Genomic DNA, 20427 nt, shown 5'->3' with positions numbered 1-20427 from the left:
TGACATGCGGCGCACTCTACATGGCATGTATACCCGGCATGTATAGCTGCCCGGGCTCTCCGCTGGGGCGGGGGGCTTCGTGGGGGGCGGGGCGAGACTTGGGGACAGGGCTTGAGGTGGAGGTCCAGCACTGGCCTGGGGGCCCGGCCCGAGCCGAGGGCTCCGCCCGCCCGGGAGGCGCAGCCTGTTCTGGCGTTCGCCTGCGGACCAGTGCCAACGTGATGGACCGCCCACCCGATCGTGCGTGGGAGGAAGCAATTCGACGCCCCCCTTCCCTCTGCTCCACGCCCACCGTTGGGGGGGGCGCCGCGCTGTCTGCGCACGGCCGGGTGGCCGTCTCTGCCTTCCAGGATCCCAACCAGATCATGGTGGAGGTGGCGGCTGATGGCACGATGGTGTGTGACTGAACGTGATCGTCGGCTACTTCCACCGTGGAGTGGAAGTTGAGGGCCGGTGGGTGGAGTCGTTGCTGTCTGCGGGATTCTCCCGCGGTGATGAGCCGGTCGGGCAGGTCGCGCAGCTGGACTACGCCGAGCGGGCCGTGCTGGCACTTGCCGCGGTGACCGGGGTGGAGCTGGTGGAAGCCGATTTTGACGGGCCGTGGCTTGCTGGTCTGACCGGTTATGCCCGGTGGCCTTTGCTACCAGGGTTGGCGTCAACTGCCTTTGTTGCTCGTCGAGTTGATTGGCGTGCCGCCTTGTGTCGTCTGCTGATGCCCCGCATGCTCCGCAGAGTTACTGAAGGCTGGGGATCTCCCGGGGGAACAGGGCCACCGGACCCGGCCGAGCATCAAGGGGGACTTCGACGCATGCCGTTGCCCCGGAGCGCGAGGCAGCAGCGGGGCAGCAGCGGGGCACTGTACGCCAACCGGTGCAGCGGCACTGGGTCGCCCGAATTGACCAATCGGACGAAGGAATGTCCTCAGAATCCCGCACGGATCGGAGCGTTCGCGTGATCACATCGGAGCGTCATGCTGTCTGCCTGCGGGGATGCCATGGAAGTCCGGATCACTATGGATGGCGCTCGCGCCGACGTCGAGCAGCGCTCCTTGTACAAATGGCTTCGTGAGGACCGGGAGTTGCGAGCGGTCGCCGGAATCACATTGGTGGGCTCCGAACCCGAGGAGCCGGGAGCGGGCGCCATGGGCACCACGCTCGACGTCGTTTCGCTGGTGATCAACAGCGCGCTTCAGCTCAGCAGTGTGGCTGTGGCGATCGCTGCTTGGAAGGAGGCGCACAGACCGCGCTCGCGCATGGTCATCGAGCGCGACGGCGTGAAGATCACCGTCTCCGACGGCTGCCTCGATGAGGCCCAGGCCCTGCTTCGTGCCCTGGAACGAGGAGTAGACCGATGAGCGAGCTACAGGAGGCGAAGCAGGGCAGTAAGGGATCGCGGCTGGACCCCGCGCTCTCGGCCTGCGTGCTCATCGGCGTCGACGCGTATACCGACCTTGACCCGCTGCGAGCCGTACGGAACAACCTCAGCCGGCTCAAGGAGACACTGACCGACCCCGGCATCTGGGGGGTCCCCGAGGATCGCTGTCAGGCCGTGCCCAATCCGGTGACGCAGCGGGAACTGATCGCCGCGATCCGCAAAGGCGCAGCAGCCGCCCAGGACACACTGATCGTCTACTACGCGGGACATGGGTTTATCGACCCTACCGACGGCGGTCTGTATCTGACGCTGCCGGGGACCGAGCCCGGGGAGATCGACGGGGCGGTGCCGTATGAGTGGGTCCACCGCGCTATCCGTGACAACGGCGGCGCCAAGCGCCGTGTGGTGATTCTGGACTGCTGCTACAGCGGTCAGGCACTGGAGGGCATGTCGGCCGCGGAGAGCCTTCAGGTCGCAGCGAGAATGGAAGACGTCGAAGGCTCGTACGTGGTGTCGTCCTCGGCTCGGAACCGGCTGGCCTTGTCACCGCGCGGGGAGGACTTCACGGCCTTCACCAGCGAGCTGGTGAAGGTCCTCTCCTGTGGCGTGCCAGACGGCCCGCAGATGCTGACTTTGGATGCGATCTTCCGTGAGGTCCGTGCTTGTCTGAGGGACAAGAAGCGGCCGCTGCCGGAATGGAAAGGCCAGAACAGCGTCGGTTCACTGCCCTTCGTCAAAAATCTGCAGTGGCGCCAGAATGCCGCCCGCTCAACGCCGCCATCGGGCGCGGCCGCTGATGATTCCCCCCGTAAGCAGAGATGGCGTGGGCTGGCCGTGATGGCGGCCGTGACCACGATCACGGCCGCCATCACGGCCGGGGTGTTGTGGTGGCCGAGGGAAGCAGGCGGGTCTTGTTCGAAGGACGCGTCCCTGCTGAGCATCTCCGACAACCTGGACAACGCTGATGACCAGAAGTACAACAAGTCGCCAGTGGCGGGGCTGTCAGCCATCGCCCTGACCAAACCGACCCATGCCTGGATGCTCGCGGACAACAATCCGGGCCGTATGTTCGAAGTGTCACTCGGCGGCACGACGCACCTCAATCCCCGCGTCGAAGACATGCTGACGCTGAGACATGCAGATGGCACCCCTTACGGCGCATTCGACGCTGAGGGCCTGGTCGTTGAGAAAGGCGGCGAAACCGTGCTGGTCAGCACGGAGAAGGACTCGACCATCCGCCGGTTCGGTCTCCGGGACGGCAAGGAGCGGGAGAAACCCCTGTCCGTCCCAGAAAACTGGAAAAGCTATCAGGCCGGAGGGCGAGCCGAGGCAAACCGCAATCTCGAGTCTCTGGCCGCCACACGGGACAGCCAGTATCTCTTCACCGGACTGGAGGGGCCTCTGGCGGGCGACAGCGACAACGCAGGACGCGACCTGCTCCGCATTCAGCGCTACAAGGGGGCACCTGGGGAGAGCTACACGCGTGACGGCCAATACGCCTACTCGGCCGAGGCGGGCGCCAACCTCGTGGAACTCGTGGCGGTGGGCAGGGATCGACTGCTCACCTTGGAACGCGGATATATGAAAGGCCTGGGCAACACCATCCGCGTCTTCGACGTCTCACTGGCTGACGCTCCGGACGTCACAGACGTTGAGTTCCTCTCCTCCGATTCTGTACTCAACGACACCTTCATCGAGAAGAAGACACCGGTATTCGACCTGGCTGAATGCCCCGCCGGAAACCAGGTTTCGGCAGGGCAAACGCAAGCGAACCCACTGCTCGAGAATGTGGAAGGGATGGCGTTGGGCGAGCGACTGACCAAGGGCAAGGACCGGGGCAGACACCTTCTGTATCTGATCAGCGACAACAACCAAAGCGAGAGCCAGGTGACCAGGATGTATGCCCTGAGCGTGCGGTTGACGTAAGAGACCTACGGGACGTCTGACGTTCCCCTGCCGGGAGGTTCCAGGGACGGTGCCATCAGCTCCGCCACGGCGACAGGGGCCATATGAGAGCTTCAAGCCCGCTGACCGCTGCCCGAACCAGCGGTTGAACACTGCCGTTGGAACCGCCGAACGAGCGGCCCAGGGGCTCGTATGACGGCCGCAGGACGCCCGCTGCCCGGCCTATTCCGCAGGCCCTGTTAGCCGGGGTTACCAATAGTCTGCCCGTCCAGGTCAGTGGTCTCCGTGTCGAGGATGACCGCCACATCCGGCTCCAAGAGCTCGCTCACGGCACGGGCCACCTCCCCTACGCCGGGCACAAGGTGATCTCACTGGCGTACGTCGCGGCCACCGGGTCGGCGAACAGCTACCGCCCGACCTCATCCTCGGTCGGCCCGCCGTCGACGCGCTCCCAATCCAGCTCCCAACTGCCGGTCGGCCAACCCCTGCGGGACTCCCAGCCCACGCCCGGGATCTCCCGCACGGCGCGCACGTCGCCGAGGCGGTAAGCGCGACGGTGACGGTGCGGTGCCGACCGGCCTCGCGCTCGTAGGTGTCCGCGGGCTGTACCCACCCGGCCGCCTCCACGTACCGCCAGTCGACCGGGCGCCGGATCTCCAGAACGTCGGCGGCGGCCTGCGCGGTGATGTACTGCTCGCCGTCCGCCTCGGCGGCCAGCGCCTCCAGGTCGGCGATCAAGTAGCGGCCGCCCTTGCCCAGGGTGATGCGCCCCTCCTCGCCCATCCGCACGATGTCCCGCCAGTGCCAGCCGGTCCGCGCGGTCGCCGCGTCCCTGGGGACGCTCGCCTCCTCCCACGCGATCCGCTCGGCGACCACGCCGCGCACCAGGTCCTCGTCGAGGGCGAACGCGGCGGCCGTCGCGTACATCGGCCTCCGCTTGAAGTAGTCGACGACCACCAAGTGCTCCTGGACGACGAGCTCGTCGATGTCGGCCATCGTCACCTCGCTGCCCGGTCACCTCGTGCGGGCAGCGAGGTGACCGGGCAGCTGCCAGGCTTGACTCGTCGGTACGGTCGGCCGGCCGAGCGCCTGCGGTCGAGGCTGGCCGCGGTCGGGCTCGCGCTCGCCGGTCGGGCCGGTGCCCGCCTGGCGAGCATGATCGGTTTTTCCGTGAGCCGCAGCACGGTGCTGCGACTGGTCGAAGCGTTGCCCGACCCCGAAGTTCCATTGCCTGGGGTGGTCGGTGTCGATGAGTACGCGACCCGTAAGGGGGGTCACTACGGGACTGTCCTGGTCGACGTCGAAAGCCGGCGTCCAGTCGATCTGCTGCCTGACCGGGAGGCGTCCAGCCTGGCCGCTTGGCTCGTGAAACGGCCCGGGGTGGAGGTGGTCTGCCGCGATCGGGCACCGTTCTTCGCCGAAGGGGCCACGGCAGGGGCGCCACAAGCGGTGCAGGTCGCGGACCGGTGGCACCGGTGGCACCTGTGGCACAGCCTGAGCGAGGCTGCGGAACGGTGCGTCGCAGACCACCGCGGATGACTGAAGGCCCTGACGCCAGATCCGGCCCAACCGGCCCCAGAGCCGGAGAAGTTCGAAGACCCCTCCGGATCGCCCTGGCCGAGGGGACACCGCTTCGCTGACCGCATCCGTGTGAACCACGCGACCGTCCACGAATTGCTGGCAGCCGGGCTCAGCCGGAGGGCGATCGGCCGCCAACTCCGGATGACTTCCCGCACCGTCAAGCTCTTCGCCGACGCATCCACCCCGGAGGACCTGTTCCAAGGGCAGTGGCAGGGCCGGCCATCCAAACTCGACGCGTTCAAGCCCTACCTTGGATGACCGCTGAAACCAAGGCTGACGGAAAGTGAGCCAGAACCCCAGTTTTCACGGCGCCACCGAGCCTGTTCGGGTCGACTGGGTCGGCTCATGCGAGGGCTGAGAGTGCGGTTGCGTCGAACTGCACGTACTCGATGGTCGCGCCTCCGGGGTGCTGCACGGTCAGGTTTCGGCCGGTGGGCACCTCGTTGGGACCGTCGAGGATTTCTCCGCCGTGTTGCTCGGTGATGCTCAGGATCTGGTCGATGGACTCGACGATCGCGGTGGCGTGGGTGCCGCGGTAAGGGGCTAGGGCTTCCTCTGAACCTGCCAGAAGCAGATAGCCGCCAATGCTCGCGAGGTTCAGACCGCGGTAGGCGAACCGCAGTCGTGGCTGCTCTCCGGTGAGCTCGACGAAGGTCGGCAATGCCACCTCCAGGTCGTCGACGTACACGCGGGCAAGGGTGGCAAGCACCGTCACGGCCATCTCCTAAAACATTTCGATTTTCCCGAAACATCGAAGCGATCTGCATACTACGGGTATCACACGGGTGAAGACGAGGAGAGCGAGTGCAACAGCCCGACCACGCAGACTTGGACCTGGCCGTGGTGCTCCATGCCCTGGGCGATCCGGTTCGGTTGGCACTGGTCCGCCAAATGGCCGAGGAAGGTGAGAGCGCGTGCAGCCCGGACGGCGTGCACGTGCCCAGATCGACACTGTCCAATCACTGGCGCATCCTGCGCGAAGCCGGGATCACCCAGACACGTCGGATCGGAAAGGCACGCCTGATGACTCTGCGTCGCACTGATCTCGACGCCTGCTTCCCGGGACTCCTGGCCGTCGTGCTGGCCGACGGCGGGCGATGAGTGCGGCATCGTCCCCGGGGCGGATCGCCGCAGTCCGATCGAGTCGGCCGGCCCCGGCCAGGCCCGCCAGTTCGTCGGCCCGTGCGGCTACCCGCTGCTGCTCTCGGCGGCGCTGCGGCTCGACTTCCTCGCGGCGCCCGTCTTCGGCGAGCTCCTCCTGGACGACCGTGTCGGCGTCCGGGTCGTACGGGCCGCCGGTCGCGGCGAGCAGCTGCATGATGCGCCGCCACTCCGCGAGCTCCGCTTCACGGCGGCCGCCGTCGTCGGCCGCAGATCCGTTGCGGCGGTCCAGGTGCACGTCGAGTCCGGCTTCCCCGAGCGCCTCCACCGCCTCGCTGGGCGTCATGCCCTGAGCGCGGCGCCTCACCGAGGACCGGCCGACCTTCGCATAGGCGACCGGCGTGGGAGGGGTCTGGCGCGGACTCGGTGACACGGCTCGGACGCCACTGTCGGACGTGTTCATCAGGATCCCGCTTCCAACTCGGAAGCGGAGATCGTCACTCGTCCCTGAATGCAATCCGGCGAGCTGGTCACCAGGCGACACTGAGCACCTCATTTGGCGCATGAGCAGCCGAGTTGGCGGGACTGAGCACTCTGGCCGGCGGACGTCAGATGAGAGCGGAGGCCCCGCCGTCGGTGTCGGCGCCCCCGGTTGATGCTGCTGTCTCGCGTCCAGGCGGCCGAGGACGCTGAGGGCCGGATCGACTGGGACATCTCGGTGGACTCCACCGCGGTGCGGGCGCACCAGCATGCTGCCGGCGCGAGGAAGGCCCCGTCGGCCCCGCCCCTTCAAAAGGGGGCGGGGCGGGGTACGAACCAGGGCGATCCGGCGTTGCGGAAATTGGTCGTCCGGCTGACGGAGGTGGTCCGATCGGCGAATGCCTGGGACGTTCCCGCGGCGGCTTCACCACCAAAATCCACCTCGCCGCCGACGGACGATGCAGACCCCTCACCTTCGTCCTGACACCCGAACACTACGGTGACGGCCCTCAGCTCGAGCGGGTGCTGAGCCAGATTTCCGTGCCCCGCAACGGAGTTGGTCGGCCACGCAGCCGACCCGGTCACGTACTGGCCGACAAGGCCTACACGTCCTGGAAGAACCGCCGTTACCTGCGGCGACGCGGAATCCGGCACACCATTCCCAAACGTCTCGACCAGCAAAGACACCGGCTCAGCCGAGGTTCCCGCGGCGGTCGGCCCACCGGATTCGACATCACCGGCGGCGCGCTGATCCGCGGTAGGCAGACCGGCACGGTTGGCGTGGAAGTACAGATGGTGGGCGATGACGGCGCGCAAGCCACGCGTCAACTTCCCTTGCGCAGCAAGGTGGGCGAGCCTGGCCCGGCCCGCTCCAAGGCGGCAACCCACTCCCTGTGACCGTCGAGCGGCCCGCCCTTGCAGCACAAGCTGCGGGCCGCGGTCGACATCTATGTCCGCATCGCCGCAAGCAATGACGCACCCGAGAGTGGTTAGACTTCACGTCGATTTCTGGATAAGCCGTCTAAGCTGGATGGAAGGAAGGGTGCCTGCTGGGACGGGTCGTGTGCCCCAGCGACGCGACAGCACCTCGGAGCGAGTAGAAGCCGGAACCGCCCATGAACGCCGCACAGCAGTCAGCCGTCACCCGCCCTGCCCTGTACGACCGGTCCGGAAAGCGCTACTCCTTGGACGATCCCCGCTGGCGGGGCGTGGATGGCAGTCCCTTGGCCGTCAATGCACTGCCGGGCCTGCGTCCCGAGCAGATCGACACCGCTGAACGGTCCCTGTGGCGTTACCACGCGGCCCTGCCCGTCTCGGCCGTCCGCCGGGTGAGCCTGGGCGAAGGGTGTACGCCGATGGTTCCGGTCGACTGGGCCGGCCGACGCGTCCACTTCAAGCTGGAGTGGTTCAACCCGACCTCCAGCTTCAAGGACCGAGGCGTATCGGTGATGATGTCCCATCTCGCGGCCCACGGCGCCGAGCGCGTACTGGAGGACAGTTCGGGCAACGGCGGTTCCGCGGTGGCCGCCTACGCCGCCGCGGCCGGAATCCACGCCAAGATCATCGTTCCCGCCGCCACCTCGGCGGCCAAGATCCTCCAGGCCCGCGCCTACGGAGCCGAGGTCGAGCTCGTGGGCGGGACCCGCGACGAAGTCTCCGACGAGGCGATCCGTCAGTCGGAGCAGATCCCCTACGCCAGCCACAACTGGCACCCCATGTTCATCCAGGGCACCAAGACCATCGCCTACGAGATGTGGGAGTCCCTCGGCTTCACCGCGCCGGACAACGTAGTCCTCGTGGCCGGGGCCGGTAGCAACATCATCGGGTGCGACCTTGCGTTCAGTGAACTGCTCGTCGCCGGCCAGATCGACAAGCGCCCGCGCCTGTTCGTCGGACAGCCCGAGCACTGGGCGACCATCGCCGACACGTTCCACGGCATCGACCCGGCTGGCCGCGGCGAGCGGGTGCCGACGATCGCCGAGGGCGCGTCCATCGCCCACCCGGTCCGGTTGCCCGAGGCGGTAGAGGCCCTCCGCCGCTCCGACGGCGCCGCCTACGCCGTCCCCGAGGCGGAGATTCACGCCGCGGTCCGCGCCCTGAGCGCGCGCGGCCTGTACGCCGAACCGACCAGCAGCGTCGCCGCGGCGGCCCTCGATCACTTCATCGCAACCGGGGAGATCGCTCCGGACGAGACGACCGTGGTCGTGCTCACCGGTGCGGGACTGAAGTCCGCCGAAAAGATAGCCGCAGTGTTCGCCGGACACGCAGACGATGCCCAGGAATCGAGCGGCACGCGATGACCCACTCCACCGGTCGGCCAGATGGCGAACGCGCCAACCAGCCCGACGTACCAGAAGACGAGCGCTTCGTACCGGAAGACGAGCACCTCGTACCGGAAGACGAGCACCTCGTGCGTGAGGCCGAGCGCATTGCTGTCGCCCTCGGCCGCATGTTTCCGGGTCTGTGCGAGGTCGTCCTGCACGATCTGCGCCGCCCCGACAACGCCATCCGCACCATCGAGAACAACCTGTCCGGACGGCAGGTCGGCGACTCCGCCACGGAACTGGGCCTGCGCCGCATCGCGGACCCCGACTATCCCAGCGTTATTCAGAACTACAGCAACCAGTTCCCCGACGGGCGCCCGGCCAAGAGCACCTCGATCGGCATCAAGAACGCCGAGGGACGGTACGTCGCGGCCCTGTGCCTGAACCTGGACGTCAGCACGCTGTCCCCGCTGGCCTTGACCCTCGCCAACCTCGTCGCCCCCGACACCGAACACCAAGGCGAGACCCTGGAGACGCTGCGCGACCGCACCGGACGCGAACTCCGCTCGGCTATCGACTCCTTCGCGGCGCAGCGCTCCAGCACACCGCGCGGCCTAAACCGTGACCAAAAACGCGAGCTGGTACGCCGACTACACAGCGAGGGCTTCTTCGAGACCCGCAGCTCCGCACAACTCATCGCCGACCAACTCGGCGTCTCCCGGGCGACCGTCTACAACTACACGAAGCAACCAGACCGATGAACGCCCTTGCAACCGGCCGCGACATGCCCCCTGGCCCAAGAGGCGCATCCATGAAGAACTGCTTGACCCACCGGACGACCGCCACCGGCAGCATCCGTCTGGCCAACAGCACTGTCATGATCGCCCGCCCTTCGCCACTATTCACACGTCGCGGTCCCTCACTTCCCGGTGAAAGCCCGTGTCTCCACCCCCAGTTGACTCACGGACAAGCCGATCGGCCCGTTGCAGAAGCAAGTGTCCCCGACCTTGCTGCGCACGCTCTGGTCAGTGGAGCCGCGCTGCCCCGCATACGTCGTCTTGCCTCCGACTGCCAGCGAGTGGCTGTGCTGTGATCCGACCACTGCTCCCCCGTCCGGGCCCCCTTTGATGTCGACGCGGCAGCCGTTCAAGGCCCTCCTGGTCATACGACCAGTTCGTGGAGGAGCTGTTCTTCGCGCTGATCTACTGGGCATCGTTGATCGTGTAGGTGGGGGTCCATCAACGAGCGGCGGAAGCTGGCGCTGGTCGCGTTCGACTGGTGTGCCGTGTGCGGTCTGCCCTTCGCCGACGCGCTGCGCTGGCAGACGGTGTTCCAGGAGGGACCGTTGCCGAACGGCGTCATCAGCGGGGAGGCTCCGGTCCAGGAGATGTGCGCACTGTATGCCGCACAGGTGTGCCCGGGAAGCCACGAGATCAGCTCACGGAAGTGCTCAGCGCGTGAAGTGAGATCCGTGTCGTAAGCCACCGATGGGTGTCCGGCAACGGCAGCGCATGTCGTGTACGGAGCGGGCGATGGCGCCCAACGTCCGCGGCCTGGTGCCCCGCCCCCTACGGATCACGGTGGAGACCACCGCGCTGGACGACACCACGGTCACGACCAGGCCACAGGCAATGGCCTGCACACGCGCCCACCGGGGCGGCGACGGGCTCCCCCGGTACCGCCGGATGGTCACCTGCGGCGGAAAACGCCCGGCGGCGAGTGTGAGCGTCGCAGGGACGGGCAGGCGTCGGGTGCACGGGTGACAACCTGACGGGCGCCGCCGATGATCAGTGGGCGGCGCCACCTGTGAGCTGAGTGGCCGCGCCTTCGTGGGACAGGGAGCGGCCGCTCACACGGTTCACCCGGCTACCGGGCGTCGCATATCTGGTCGCGCCGGGGCAGCTTGCCCGTGGCCAGGTAGTCGTTCACCTGCCCGTCCACGCAGGCGTTGCCGTAATCACCGTAGACACCGTGCTGGTTGGCCCCGGGCACGGTGATCAGCCGGGAGCGCGACCACTGCTTCCGCGCCTGCCGCGCCCCGGAGTAGGTGGTCCGGGTGTCACCCGTGGCGTTGACCAGCAGCGCGGGCACGTCGTTGTCGACGACGGTCGGCGCCTCGGCGGGGCGGTCCCAGAACTCGCACGCCGTGATGTTGTGCGTCAGGGGGCTCGCGAAGGGAGCCGTGGCCCGGTCGGCCTGAATGTCGCGCCAGTAGCTCTCGGTCCCGCGCCGGGTCGCGACATCCCCGCAGAGGATGGCCGCCTGCGCACTGCCCTGGTGCGACCCGGCCTTGGTCGTCGTGGACGCCAGCACCCCCGTCAGCCAGGGCTTCGGCGTCACGCGCTCACGGTCGGCCGCCCGCGCGAGGGTGCGGGTCGCGGTGGCCAGCTCGGCCCGGGCCGCGTCGAGATCGCTCCCGAGGCCCCCGAAGAAGACGATCGGCAAGAAGTGTTCGTCGACGCGGAACGTCCCGACCCGCAGGGGCTTCTCAGCCGCGGCCTCCTCGATCCGGTCCACGGTGGCCAGCACGGCCTTCGGAGTACGGCCGAGGCCGTACGTCTTGTGGCGCGCCGAGGTCCAGGCCGCCCAGTCGCGCAGGGCCCGTTCATTGGCCGCGGTGGAGTCCTCCAGGAGCGTCTGGCTGTACCTGGCGGGGTCGATGACTCCGTCGAGCACCATGCGGTCGGTGCGGCCGGGGAAGAGCTCGGTGAAGACCTGGCCGAGGTAACTGCCGTAGGAGAAACCGAAGTACGAGATCCGCTTCTCGCCCAGCGCGGCCCTGACGACATCCATGTCACGGGCGGTGTTACGGGTGGTGATGTACGGCAGTACGTCACCGTTGGTGCGCCGGCACCGCTCGGCGAGGTCGCGCCCACGGGTGACCGACCGCTCGAACCCCGCCCGGTCCCTGCCTGCGGAGAAGACCATCGAGCCGACGTCCCAGCCGCAGTCCAGTGGCGTGGAACGGCCGACGAACCGCGGATCCATGCCGATCAGGTCGAACTTCCCGGCGGTCTTCCCCATGAACCCGGCCATGCCGGGCGGCATTTCGAGGCTCGGCCCGCCGGGGCCGCCGTTGTTCAGCAGCATCGTGCCGACGCGGTGCGCGGGATCGGTGGCGCGCAGGCGGGAGATGGCGACGGTGATGGTCCGGCCGCCCGGGTCGGAGTAGTCGAGCGGCACGGTGATGTCGGCACACCGGGCGCCCGCGGCGTCGAGCTTCTTTCCTGCGGTGTCATCGGGGCCGAGGGAGCAGTCCTGCCAGTCGACCGCCTGATCGTAGTACCGGCCGAGAGGCTCGGCCGTGGACGAGGCCGTGGACGAGGCCGCGGCGGGCAGCGTCCCCGCCCCGACGGCCAGCATCGCCGCGGCGGCGACGGCGACCTGTGAACACACGTTGATTCTCATGCACCGCACGCTAGGCGCGGCGCCACCTCCGGCTCACTGCGGTCCGCCCCCGAATCGTGCCTGGGGCCAACCCCACCCCGCGGAACTACCTCGCCAGCTCCGCGCGGATGGTCTGCCCGTCGCACCGGGCGTGACGCTCACGGCCGTGGCCAGATTCCGCCACCCCGAACTGGCGCGACACCTCAACCTCGAACCAAGCAACCTCGCCAGGGCAAAACGCTCTATGAACTCGCGGGGGTCACGGCCCAGTTCACGTATGGCTGCCGTCACCTGACATGTAGCACTGCGTAACACCGTGGTGAGTGCTGAGGATTGATCACGGTGCGGCAGCCTGATCGGTCAGTGGTGGTTTTCAACGTTTACTCAGTTGCAGTGAACCTCATGCGACTCCAACACTCGATGCCATGAATGATTTCGTGATCCGCGCGGCGATGACTGCTGACGCATCATTCCTGCAGGACATGCTCGTTGAGGCGGCGAACACGCCCAGTCACCCGGGGCGGAGCCGAGCGGACACGTTGGCCGCCCCGGAGGTTGCGCGCTACGTCGACGGGTGGCCGCGTGCTACCGACCTCGGTGTGGTGGCCGTCGAGACCGACGAGCGCGCCGTCGGTGCGGCATGGCTGAGGTTCTTCACCGAGGCTGAGCCGGCCTACGGCTTCGTCCATGCCGACATCCCCGAGCTGGCAATCGGCGTTGTCGCTGATTGGAGGGGGCGCGGTGTGGGTCGTGCGCTGCTGCGGGCGCTGGCCGACACCGCCCGGCAGCACGGCTTGGGGTACATCAGCCTCAGCGTGGAACGCGCTAATCCTGCTGCCGCGCTCTACTACGCGGAGGGCTACCGGGTGGTCGAGAGCCGCGACCATGCCGACACCATGCTGCTCGATCTGCAATAGGCCCGGTGCAGACGACATGCGCAACACAGACTCCGAGGTCAACCCCCGAAGGACTTTCGGAGACGAGGACCGGCGTGGCCTGACCGCACTGTTCTGGTCGAACGTCAACCCGTACGGCACCTTCCGCCTGGACATGGACAAGCGCCTCGACCTGGCATCCACGGTGCCCCGCCCCCGCACCTCGTCGGTGCCCTCGGCCCCGTCGGCCACCCTCGCCGACCGCGCCCGCCTGCGGGCGGCCAGGAACCTGGCCGGGATGGAGGAAGACCGGGCCGAGGGCACCGACGATGGAGATGCCCGTTAGGGATCGTCAGCCCGCTCGGGTGCCCAGATGCCGCGTCAGGGTCGGGGTCATCACAACTGCGGGGACGAGGTGTAGCCCGAGGAGGGCGGTGGTGGTGGCCGTGGTCGCCCCGGAAAGAAGGGGCGGGACCAGCGAGATGGCGGTCAGCGACATGGCTGTCCACACGAATCGCTCGGCGGGGCGAGCGCTCAGGCGCAGCAGGGCGGCAGCAATGGCGATGCCCACGGCCGAGCAGAAGCCGGTTACGACGGCGATGCCGGACAGCGGGATGGTCTCGCCACCATGGACCTCGAAGTCGGCGCCGGCGGCCCGGGCGAGTGCGGCGGCGAGGGTGGTGGCCGCCGTCGCTGCGAGCGTGGCGATGAGGCCGGTGCCGGCGAGGCGGCGGAGTCGGTGGGAGTGGCTGGTGCGGTCGGTGCCCGGGTCGGTGACGGCGGTGGTTTCCTTTCATGCTGTTCATGTCGTTCCTTTCGTCATTCGGTAAGGGCCTGGCTTCTGGGCGGAGTGATGATGCGCACCCTGGCCGTGCGAGGGTCGGGGTTGTGCAGGGCGCGGACGCCGGTGCCGCGGAGCCAGAACGCGGCGTCGTGGCCGAGGACCGGCCCCGGCTCGCCGTCGCGTAGCTCCAACTGCACCCGGCCCTGGGTGACGATGCAGAACGCGTTGTGCCATTCCTCCGCGATCACGGCGATGCGTGCGCCGGCGCGCAGCGCGAGCGTTTGCACCGGGTTTACTCAGTGCCGTCGGCCGGCAGGCGCTCCGGCAGTGCGAGCCGCGGGAACTGGTCGTCGTGGAACGTGGTGATCTCGGTGATCGTCCCGCCGGTGACGCGCAGGACGTCGATCGTCAGCGGCAGGTAAGCGCCCTCGGACTGCTGCCAGAGGTAGAAGGCCAGGGCGGGCTGCCGGTTCACGGAGGTGGGAACGGCGCGCAGGCCGGTCATGCCCTCGAAGCCGCTCTCGATCCAGTAGTTCACCACTGCGTCGCGGCCGACGTACAGGCCGGGCGTGGGCGGCATCGAGAAGCGGACGTCGTCCTGCAGCATCGAGGCGAGCGCCTTGACGTCCGTGGCAACGCTGGCATCGGTGTAGCGGCGCACCAGCTCACGCGTGGTGGCGTCCTCCTGGCCGCCGGTCCAGTCCTGCCGCTCGGCGGGCAGGTGCTGCCGCATTCCGGTCCGGGCGCGCTGCAGCGCGCTGTTCACGGAGTTGACGGAGTCGCCGAGGAGCTCCGCGACGTTCTTCGCCGGCCAGCCGAGCACGTCCCGCAGGATCAGCACGGCCCGCGGGCGCGGCGCGAGGTGCTGGACCGCGACCAGATAGGCCAGCTCGATCGTCTCCCGCGCAACGGCGACGGTCTCCGGCTCGTCCGCTTCACCCGCGGGCAGCTCGTCGAGCAGCCGGTCCGGGTAGGGCTGCAGCCACAGCACCTCGCCGCCGGTCGCGGGCTCGGGGCGGCGCTTGGCGAGCAGGTCCAGGCAGGCGTTGGTGGCGATCCGGTACAGCCACGCCCGGAACGTCGACCGCCCTTCGAAGGTCTCCCGCCGCCGCCAGGCACGCATGAACGTCTCCTGCACGGTGTCCTCGGCGTCCTCGAACGACCCGAGCATCCGGTAGCAGTGCACGTGCAGCTCCCGCCGGTGCCGCTCGGCCAGCCCCGAAAACTCCGACTCGTCGGCCTCGCCCAGACCGCGCGCACCCAGCCCGCTCATACCCAGCTCCCCCAGCATGGTGTCCGCACACATCACGTCATCCTTCCGTCTCACCCTGTCCGGTCATACATGTGACGGATGCGGTCACGAAAACTCATCACCAGGGTCCGTCGGCACGCACTGAGCAGCCGGCATGCCCCGCCATCCAGGCCGACGACGTCTGCCCGCTACCCGACACGGAAACCGGGCCTTCCGCTTTCGGCGCGCACCACCACGTAGACGCCGGCCGTCGGCGGTACGTCGCTCTCCGGCAAGGTCGCGAACCGAACCAATCCTTTGAATCCGCGTTCCGCGAGCGCGGTGCGTGTGAGCTGCGTTTCGGCATCCATGCCGAGAATCGTGCACCGCGGCTTCGACATGCTGAGCATGTTGTTCTTGTACGTGGTGTCGGTGGCGTAGTTGACACAGCCGCCGGAGCCGGGACCGCCGCCGGGCTGCAGCCAGAAGCCGTTGAGGACGCGGATGCCGTGTGCGGCGGCGCTGTCGAGCAGCGCCTTGGTGCCGCCGTCGGTGCCCCAGGTGCGGACCGTGTTGACGCCCATGGACTTCACGTCGGGCATGTATTTCGGGGCGTCCGCGATGGCCGGCCCCCAGGTCAGGCCCTTGACGGTGTAGGGCTGGCCGCCGACGGTCAACTGCCAGTCGCCCTGGGAGCCGGCGACCTTGACCGCGCCGCCGGGTGACGGAGTGCCACCCTTCTCGCCGTACACCTGGAACTCCCACAGGAGGTGGTGACGAAAGCCAGCGCGTCCCGCGAACTGCTGGCGAAACGCTCGACGCGTACGCCGCCGAACCCGGCGCAGTCCCTGTCGATGTCATCCTGTGCGGCCCGGCCGAGCAGGAACGACTCCTGCGCGAAGGCCGGGCCGACGTGGCGCTGCTGCACCGGCCGTTCGACTCGACGGCCGGGTTCCACACCGAAGAGCTCAGCACGGAGGGCCAGTGGTGGTCCTGCCGGCCGGACATCCGCTCACGGTCCGGGCCCATGTACTCATGGCCGACATCACCCGGCTCCCGGGCCTGCCTCTGCCACCCTGGCCCGACCCTGACGGCACCTGTCCGCCCGGCCCCGGCCCGCAGGTCCGCGACCAGGCACAGTTGCTGCAGCTCGTCGCGCTCGGCCGGGCCTGCGCGGTCTCACCGGAGTCGTGCCGAGTCCAACTACACGATGACCTCGCTGCCGCGCCCGCGCTGGACGCGCCGAAAGTCACCACCGTCATCGCCTGGCCACCGCACAGCCGGTCCAGAGCCGTCGCCGACCTTGTCCGGACCGCGACACGTCTCTAATCGTTCCAACATGCCTGGCCAGGTTCCGCCTATCGTGTCCCGGCTCAGCTTTCGCCATCGCCCCGACGTGAGTGCCCGTTACGGTCGGCGCTCGGTCTCCCCCGCTGCCACCCCGATCGGGGACCTACTTTGAGAAAGTTGCGAAACCCGTCGGCGCGCGCCCCCCTGTCACGCCCCACGCGCCCGTTGCGCATGCTCATCCGTTGCGGGAATCGGGCACAGCGGGCCTGGGTGCCGGAGGCGCATTGGCCCTGAAGGGGGGCGCGCGGCACACTCATTCGCAACTTTCCCAAAGTAGGTGCCGCCGAGCGGCGAAGCCGGGGCGGCTGGCCGAGCCCTCACCGTGGCTCGCGCCCACGATGGGCCGGTTCGCACCCGGCAGCGAAGGGGGATGACCCATCCAGGGAATCCCACAGCCCCCGCCCCAGGCCGTCCGGGTCAAGGGCGGCTCGTCGAGTACGCGCCCCGGCTCGGCTCCGATGCCGACCGGGACTGTGCGCGCCTCGCGATGGTCGTCGGCTCCGCTGCTCTTCACCCCTTTGGTCGAGTTGATCCGGTTTTCGAACACGCCCTACGCTTTTCGGTGAGCCGACGGCTGTCGCCGGATGGGGACGTTGCGAGGGCTGGGGCGGGGGCGGTCGTGAGCGTGGGGCCGGGGGTGGGTGGTGCCGGGCAGGGGCTGCTCGGGCGGGGGGAGTTTCTGCGGGCGGTGCGCGCCGAGTTGGAGCGGGCCGACGGGGGGCAGGGCGGGCTGCTGTTGGTCGCCGGTGAGGCGGGCATCGGCAAGACGGCTCTCATCGGGTGCGCGGTGCACGAGGCGCGGCGTGCGGGCATGGCCGTGCTGCGCGGGTCGTGCTGGGGCGCCGATGGCACTCCGGGGTACTGGCCCTGGACGCAGGTCATACGCGGTCTGCGCAGGTCCCTGCGGGCAGAGGCGTGGGAGGCCGCGTCGGAGGCTGCCGGTGTGGTGTGGCGGGTGCTGTTGGACGGCGGGGTCGGCGGGGCGGAGGAGTCGGGCCGGTTCGAGCTGTTCGACGCGGTCACGACCATGCTGGTCACCGCCTCGCAGCACCAGCCCGTCCTGGTGGTGCTGGAAGACGTGCACTGGGCCGACCCCGCGTCGGTCGCCCTCCTGGAGTTCGCGGCCCAGCACGTCTCGCTGGAACGGGTGTTGATCGTGGCGACCTGCCGGCTCGTCGAGGTCGAGCGGCCGGACCACTCCCTGCGCGACCGCCTCCGGTCGTTGACGGCCCGGGCGACGACCCTCACGCTCACGGGCCTTGGCTCCGATGACGTCGCCGAACTGATGCACCGTACGGCGGGCAGCGCACCGGACGGCGAGCTCGTCGCCGACGTGCTGCACAGGACGGGCGGCAACCCCTTCTTCGTACAGGAGACAGCGCGCCTGTGGGCCGGTGGTCACGAGGTCAGTGGGATGTCACCGGGGCTGCACGCCTCCCTCCGGCAGCGGTTGGACCTGCTGGACGGTGCCGTCGCCGACTGTCTGGGGGCCGCGTCCGTGCTCGGGCGGCGGTTCCGCACCGACACGCTGGCCGGCGTCATGGGTGCCCCGCCCGAGGACGTACGCCGGTGGTTGGATCAGGCCGCGAGCGCGCGGCTCGTGGCGTACGAATCCTCCTGGGAGGCCTCCCGGTACGTGGTCTTCGAACATGATCTCGTGCGCGAGACCCTGTACGGCGGTCTGGACACCCGGCTCGTACGCCGACTGCACGCGGCCGCCGTACGCGCGCTGCGGAGCACCGCGGACGCGCAGGACGTGACCCTTCCGGTGGAGCTGGCCCGCCACGCCCATCTCGCCTTCGAGGAGCTGGACCGCGACGAGGCCGTGGAGCTGCTGTTGTCCGCCGCGCGGCATGCGGAGAACCGCGTGGCACACGAGGAAGCCGCCGGGCACTACGAGCGCGCCCTCGACCGCCTCGGCGACGCGACCCCGGCACGGCGGGTGCTGCTCGGCCTCCACTTCGGGACGGCGCTCCAGATGCTCGGTGAGCATGAGCGTTCCTGGCGCGTGTACGCCGACGCCGCCGCCCTGGCGCGGGATCTGGGTGACCCGCTGCTGACGGGGCGGACCGCACTGACCCTGTACGGCTCCGACGGCCGTGGTGACACCGCGCTGCTGAAGCCACGCGCCCTGCGGTGGGCCCACGAACAGCAGGGCGTCTCTTCCGAGGATCCGACGGCAGGGAACGACGGCGAACTGACCCTGTCGCAGTCCTCCCTGGCCCGGCACGTGGCGACCGGCGTGATCGCCGGGGCCCGCGCGGCGGGCGACGACGACACGTTGCACATCGGGCTCTGGGCACGGTTGCAGTCGGAGTGGGGGCCGCAGACGGCGGGCGCCCGGCGGGCCCTCGCGGAAGAGCTCGTCGCGGTGTCCCGGCGCCGGGGCGACCGGTGGACGGAGCACGTGGCGATGTCCATGCGCTGGGTTGCCGCACTCGAGTCGGGCGACCCGCGCTTCATGGCGGACTTCCACGCCATGGTGGCCCTGGGCGCCGCCGACGGCTCGGCCCGCCTGCGGCTGCACTCCGTGATCGACCACAGCATCGTCCACGCCCTGACGGGCAGGTTCGCCGAGGCGACCGAGCTCCTCGAAGCCTCGGAGTCGATGAGCACCCCGGGCGCCAACTACTACCACTACTTCGTCTCCCACCACCGCTGGAGCCTCCTCGTACTGCGCGGCAGGTTCACCGAGGCGACGCAGCTGCTTGACACGCTGCGGGCCCAGCAGCATCCGTACGTCGACCTCGTCGAGGCCCTCGCCGAGCTGGAAGCCGGCGCAGGCCGGGGCGTGCCCGTCCCCCGCCCCGGCGCGGGCGCCGGCGGTGACACGGTGCTCCATCGCAGCGTCACCCCGCTGTGGCTGCGCTACCAGGCGCAGGCGGCCGCCACCTCGGGCGACCCGGCGTGGTGCGACAACGCCCACGCCGCGCTCGTCCCGTACACCGGCCAGTGGCTGGTCTCCCTCTTCGGTTGGGACATCAGCGGCCCGGCCGCGCTCTGGCTGGGCATTCTCGACGTCGCGCGGCAGCGCTGGGACTCGGCCGTACGCCATCTCACCGAGGCCTGCCGGTCGGCCGACCGCTTGCACGCCCTGCCCTGGTCGCTGCGGTCCCGCCTCGAACTGGCGGTCGCGGTCGCGGCGCAGGGCGCCCACGACGAGCGGTACGTGGCCGGGCTGCTCGGCGAGGCCGAGTCACAGGCGCACGAGCTCGGCATGACGCATCTGCTCGCCCGCGTCGAGCACGTGGGCGTCAAACACGGGGGCGGCGGTCATGTGGACGCCTGTCATGCGGAGGCCGGTCACCCCGACCCGGACGACACTCCCGCCGCGTACGAGTTCCGCCGCAACGGCGAGGTGTGGCGGCTGACGTACGAGGGCCGCACCGTCCACATGCCCGACGCGAAGGGCCTGCGCGACCTGCACTGCCTGCTGAGCCTGCCCGGCCAGGACATCGCGGCCGTCCGGCTGCTGAACCCGGGCGACGACACCGTGGCCACCGTGCACGCCATGGGGGCCGACGAGGTCTTGGACGATGAGGCCCGCACCCGCTACCGACGTCATCTGGAGCAGCTCGAGGAGGAGATCGATCGGGCGGTCGAGCAGGGGGACGAGCGACGTGCGGCCGCCTACGACCGGGAGCGCGCCGACCTGCTGGAGGAGCTCCGCCGCTACGCGGGCCTCGGAGGCCGCCCGCGCCGCCTGGGTGACTCGCGCGAACGCGCCCGGAAGAACGTCACCGCCCGCATCCGGGACACCTTGCGCAAACTGGACCAGCGGCACCCCGCGCTGGCGGCCCACCTGCGCCGCACCCTCTCCACAGGGACTATGTGCCGCTACACCCCTGACCGGGACCTCCGCTGGAAGCTGTGACCGGCAGCCGACAACCGACGTTCGACAGCCGTCGCGGACACCACTGGTGTGTGGTGTCCGCGACGGCCTCGTGCACGAAGGCAGGATCACAGCTGTTGCCAGTCGAGCCAGGTGCTGCCGGGCTGGTGCTGCCAACGGTGATGCACGCCACCGGGGTTGTTGGCGAAGATCTCCAGCCGGCCGTCCCGATTGCGCAGAGCCTGGATGAAATAGCCCCCACC

The 20427-nt window shown here is 69.1% G+C and carries 17 protein-coding genes and 5 pseudogenes; 13 read left to right on the top strand and 9 right to left on the bottom strand.

Annotated features, from left to right (window positions below):
• The first annotated feature begins 994 nt into the window (after positions 1-994).
• Both AB0I94_RS32525 and AB0I94_RS32520 read left to right on the top strand, forming a co-directional pair.
• The gene (locus AB0I94_RS32525; RefSeq protein WP_363313301.1) at positions 995-1354 is read left to right on the top strand and encodes a hypothetical protein; all 360 of its coding nucleotides are present in this window, start codon (positions 995-997) and stop codon (positions 1352-1354) included.
• Positions 1351-3300, top strand: a complete 1950-nt coding sequence (locus AB0I94_RS32520) for an esterase-like activity of phytase family protein (protein WP_363313300.1) — start codon at positions 1351-1353, stop codon at positions 3298-3300. Before AB0I94_RS32525 ends, AB0I94_RS32520 begins: the two co-directional genes overlap by 4 nt.
• A gap of 252 nt (positions 3301-3552) precedes the next feature.
• On the opposite strand, the gene AB0I94_RS32515 is transcribed toward AB0I94_RS32520, so the two are convergent.
• Entirely contained in the window at positions 3553-4275 is a 723-nt protein-coding gene (locus AB0I94_RS32515) for a hypothetical protein (RefSeq protein ID WP_363313299.1), read from the bottom strand.
• Positions 4276-4434: 159 nt separating this feature from the next.
• Between AB0I94_RS32515 and AB0I94_RS32510 the strand changes: the two genes are divergently transcribed.
• Both AB0I94_RS32510 and AB0I94_RS32505 read left to right on the top strand, forming a co-directional pair.
• Positions 4435-4818 (top strand): transposase, encoded by a 384-nt coding sequence (locus AB0I94_RS32510; protein ID WP_363313298.1) that lies wholly within the window; start codon positions 4435-4437, stop codon positions 4816-4818.
• A 111-nt stretch (positions 4819-4929) separates the two neighbouring features.
• Positions 4930-5118, top strand: a complete 189-nt coding sequence (locus AB0I94_RS32505) for a hypothetical protein (protein WP_363313297.1) — start codon at positions 4930-4932, stop codon at positions 5116-5118.
• An 85-nt stretch (positions 5119-5203) separates the two neighbouring features.
• Here the strand turns inward: AB0I94_RS32505 and AB0I94_RS32500 are convergent, their stop codons facing one another.
• Positions 5204-5575, bottom strand: coding sequence for a hypothetical protein (locus AB0I94_RS32500; RefSeq protein ID WP_363313296.1), 372 nt, complete (start codon positions 5573-5575; stop codon positions 5204-5206).
• Between the two features lie 89 nt (positions 5576-5664).
• On the opposite strand from AB0I94_RS32500, the gene AB0I94_RS32495 reads away from it, so the two are divergent.
• Positions 5665-5961, top strand: coding sequence for a helix-turn-helix domain-containing protein (locus AB0I94_RS32495; protein WP_363313295.1), 297 nt, complete (start codon positions 5665-5667; stop codon positions 5959-5961).
• On the opposite strand, the gene AB0I94_RS32490 is transcribed toward AB0I94_RS32495, so the two are convergent.
• Complete coding sequence (locus AB0I94_RS32490; RefSeq protein ID WP_363313375.1) at positions 5849-6307, bottom strand: hypothetical protein; 459 nt, start codon at positions 6305-6307, stop codon at positions 5849-5851. The two genes, AB0I94_RS32495 and AB0I94_RS32490, sit on opposite strands and share 113 nt — an antisense overlap.
• 312 nt (positions 6308-6619) lie before the next feature.
• On the opposite strand from AB0I94_RS32490, the pseudogene AB0I94_RS32485 reads away from it, so the two are divergent.
• Positions 6620-7161: pseudogene (locus tag AB0I94_RS32485) on the top strand (transposase); the annotation flags it as partial.
• 42 nt (positions 7162-7203) lie between these two features.
• Here AB0I94_RS32485 and AB0I94_RS32480 read toward each other — a convergent pair.
• Positions 7204-7403, bottom strand: a pseudogene (locus tag AB0I94_RS32480) (hypothetical protein); the annotation flags it as partial.
• 153 nt (positions 7404-7556) lie between these two features.
• On the opposite strand from AB0I94_RS32480, the gene AB0I94_RS32475 reads away from it, so the two are divergent.
• From AB0I94_RS32475 to AB0I94_RS32465, 3 genes are all read left to right on the top strand, one after another.
• Entirely contained in the window at positions 7557-8741 is a 1185-nt protein-coding gene (locus tag AB0I94_RS32475) for a pyridoxal-phosphate dependent enzyme (RefSeq protein ID WP_363313294.1), read from the top strand.
• Complete coding sequence (locus AB0I94_RS32470) at positions 8738-9466, top strand: PAS domain-containing protein (protein ID WP_363313293.1); 729 nt, start codon at positions 8738-8740, stop codon at positions 9464-9466. The genes AB0I94_RS32475 and AB0I94_RS32470 overlap by 4 nt, the downstream gene beginning before the upstream one ends.
• Before the next feature lie 771 nt (positions 9467-10237).
• Positions 10238-10468, top strand: coding sequence for a hypothetical protein (locus tag AB0I94_RS32465; RefSeq protein WP_363313292.1), 231 nt, complete (start codon positions 10238-10240; stop codon positions 10466-10468).
• Between the two features lie 103 nt (positions 10469-10571).
• Here the strand turns inward: AB0I94_RS32465 and AB0I94_RS32460 are convergent, their stop codons facing one another.
• A complete protein-coding gene (locus AB0I94_RS32460; RefSeq protein WP_363313291.1) occupies positions 10572-12113 on the bottom strand; it encodes an alpha/beta hydrolase in 1542 nt (513 codons plus the stop codon).
• Positions 12114-12517: 404 nt separating this feature from the next.
• Here AB0I94_RS32460 and AB0I94_RS32455 point away from each other — a divergent pair, with 404 nt between their 5' ends.
• Entirely contained in the window at positions 12518-13009 is a 492-nt protein-coding gene (locus AB0I94_RS32455) for a GNAT family N-acetyltransferase (protein WP_363313290.1), read from the top strand.
• A gap of 16 nt (positions 13010-13025) precedes the next feature.
• Positions 13026-13313 (top strand): hypothetical protein, encoded by a 288-nt coding sequence (locus AB0I94_RS32450; RefSeq protein WP_363313289.1) that lies wholly within the window; start codon positions 13026-13028, stop codon positions 13311-13313.
• Between the two features lie 6 nt (positions 13314-13319).
• Here AB0I94_RS32450 and AB0I94_RS32445 read toward each other — a convergent pair.
• The 4 genes and pseudogenes from AB0I94_RS32445 to AB0I94_RS32430 all read right to left on the bottom strand — a co-directional run.
• A pseudogene (locus AB0I94_RS32445) lies at positions 13320-13694 on the bottom strand (DUF6069 family protein); the annotation flags it as partial.
• A 92-nt stretch (positions 13695-13786) separates the two neighbouring features.
• The gene (locus tag AB0I94_RS32440; RefSeq protein ID WP_363313287.1) at positions 13787-14038 is read right to left on the bottom strand and encodes a hypothetical protein; all 252 of its coding nucleotides are present in this window, start codon (positions 14036-14038) and stop codon (positions 13787-13789) included.
• 5 nt (positions 14039-14043) lie between these two features.
• Positions 14044-15057: an RNA polymerase subunit sigma-70 gene (locus AB0I94_RS32435; protein WP_363313286.1), complete on the bottom strand. Its 1014-nt coding sequence runs from the start codon at positions 15055-15057 to the stop codon at positions 14044-14046.
• 329 nt (positions 15058-15386) lie between these two features.
• Positions 15387-15773 (bottom strand): annotated as a pseudogene (locus AB0I94_RS32430) (coagulation factor 5/8 type domain protein); the annotation flags it as partial.
• On the opposite strand from AB0I94_RS32430, the pseudogene AB0I94_RS32425 reads away from it, so the two are divergent.
• Positions 15759-16311, top strand: a pseudogene (locus tag AB0I94_RS32425) (LysR substrate-binding domain-containing protein); the annotation flags it as partial. The pseudogenes AB0I94_RS32430 and AB0I94_RS32425 overlap by 15 nt on opposite strands.
• Before the next feature lie 640 nt (positions 16312-16951).
• The gene (locus AB0I94_RS32420) at positions 16952-20206 is read left to right on the top strand and encodes an AAA family ATPase (protein WP_363313285.1); all 3255 of its coding nucleotides are present in this window, start codon (positions 16952-16954) and stop codon (positions 20204-20206) included.
• The last annotated feature ends 221 nt before the right edge of the window (positions 20207-20427 follow it).

It is taken from the genome of Streptomyces sp. NPDC050147 (assembly GCF_040660195.1).
Taxonomy (GTDB): domain Bacteria; phylum Actinomycetota; class Actinomycetes; order Streptomycetales; family Streptomycetaceae; genus Streptomyces.
This window is presented reverse-complemented; position numbering and strand designations above follow the sequence as displayed.